Consider the following 1,047-nt stretch of genomic DNA (forward strand, 5'->3'; position numbering starts at 1 on the left):
AACGCGAAGCTCTTGATCGAAGCCCCGGTAAACGGCGGCCGTAACTATAACGGTCCTAAGGTAGCGAAATTCCTTGTCGGGTAAGTTCCGACCTGCACGAATGGCGTAATGATGGCCAGGCTGTCTCCACCCGAGACTCAGTGAAATTGAACTCGCTGTGAAGATGCAGTGTACCCGCGGCAAGACGGAAAGACCCCGTGAACCTTTACTATAGCTTGACACTGAACACTGGTCCTTGATGTGTAGGATAGGTGGGAGGCTTTGAAGCGTGGACGCCAGTCTGCGTGGAGCCATCCTTGAAATACCACCCTTTAATGGCTGGTGTTCTAACGTAGACCCGTAATCCGGGTTGCGGACAGTGTCTGGTGGGTAGTTTGACTGGGGCGGTCTCCTCCCAAAGAGTAACGGAGGAGCACGAAGGTTAGCTAATCCTGGTCGGACATCAGGAGGTTAGTGCAATGGCATAAGCTAGCTTGACTGCGAGAGTGACGGCTCGAGCAGGTGCGAAAGCAGGTCATAGTGATCCGGTGGTTCTGAATGGAAGGGCCATCGCTCAACGGATAAAAGGTACTCCGGGGATAACAGGCTGATACCGCCCAAGAGTTCATATCGACGGCGGTGTTTGGCACCTCGATGTCGGCTCATCACATCCTGGGGCTGAAGTAGGTCCCAAGGGTATGGCTGTTCGCCATTTAAAGTGGTACGCGAGCTGGGTTTAGAACGTCGTGAGACAGTTCGGTCCCTATCTGCCGTGGGCGCTGGAGAATTGAGGGGGGCTGCTCCTAGTACGAGAGGACCGGAGTGGACGCATCACTGGTGTTCGGGTTGTCATGCCAATGGCACTGCCCGGTAGCTAAATGCGGAAGAGATAAGTGCTGAAAGCATCTAAGCACGAAACTTGCCCCGAGATGAGTTCTCCCTGAGACTTAAAGTCTCCTGAAGGAACGTTGAAGACGACGACGTTGATAGGTCGGGTGTGTAAGCGCAGCGATGCGTTGAGCTAACCGATACTAATGAACCGTGAGGCTTAACCTTACAACGCCGAAG

Annotated in this window: 1 rRNA gene; it reads left to right on the forward strand. The window is 53.8% G+C overall.

The annotated features are described in order from the left end of the window. Window positions 1-1,035, forward strand: a 23S ribosomal RNA gene (locus AC2FAK_RS22900); the annotation flags it as partial. Between the last annotated feature and the right edge of the window lie 12 nt (window positions 1,036-1,047).

This window comes from Enterobacter cloacae complex sp. 394F7 (assembly GCF_057320385.1).